Origin of the sequence: Mycobacterium sp. ENV421, from assembly GCF_002887815.1 — a bacterium.
GTDB lineage: Bacteria > Actinomycetota > Actinomycetes > Mycobacteriales > Mycobacteriaceae > Mycobacterium.
This window is the reverse complement of the sequence record NZ_PDHO01000138.1, coordinates 1-753: the sequence shown is the minus strand read 5'-3', so window position 1 is coordinate 753 and position 753 is coordinate 1. Positions and strand designations below refer to the sequence as shown.

Sequence of the window (753 nt, the reverse complement as noted above, 5' to 3'; positions counted from 1 at the left end):
TCCTGGTGGCGCATCGCCGCGGCGATCGAGAACCAAAGTGCCCGTCCGGTCTGCCCAACCCGCTCGACGAACAAGACACCGCGTCCGGTGCCGGTACTCAAAGCGACCGCACCACAACAGATCTGGAGTTGGGACATCACCGACCTACGGACCCCGTGGCGGGGTGTGGCGTTCAAGGCGTACTCGATCATCGACATCTACTCCCGCAAGATCGTGGGCTGGCGCGTCGAGGAACGCGAATGCGACGACCTGGCCGTCGAGATGTTCAAGACCGCGTTCACCACCCACGGAGCACCGGTTGCGGTGCACGCCGATTCCGGGCCGGCGATGCGCTCGGCCGCACTCAAGGACCTGCTCGCCGACCTCGAGATCGGCCAGACCCACAACCGGCCACACGTCAGCAACGACAACCCGTTCTCCGAATCGGAATTCCGCACCATGAAATACCGGCCCAACTACCCTGGCGTCTTCGACGATCTCGAGGCAGCACGGAACTGGGTCAGTGCCTACGTGTCCTGGTACAACACCCACCACCGCCACAGCGGCATCGCACTGTTCACCCCCGACGAGGTCCACAACGGAACGTGGACACGGCAGTGGAACCACCGAAACCACGTCCTGCAGGCCTACTACGACACCCACCCCGAGCGATTCCGCACACGCCCGCACACCAAGAGACCCAGCCCCGTCGTCGGCATCAACCTCCCCGCTGAAAACGACACCGACCGACTCCACGCAGCTTGACAACGCCCG

The 753-nt window shown here is 64.1% G+C and carries 1 protein-coding gene; it reads left to right on the top strand.

From position 1 onward, the window contains the following. Positions 1-744 (top strand): DDE-type integrase/transposase/recombinase (locus tag CRM90_RS30045; protein ID WP_142391503.1); only part of this gene is annotated, 744 nt, incomplete at its 5' end. Positions 745-753: the final 9 nt, after the last annotated feature.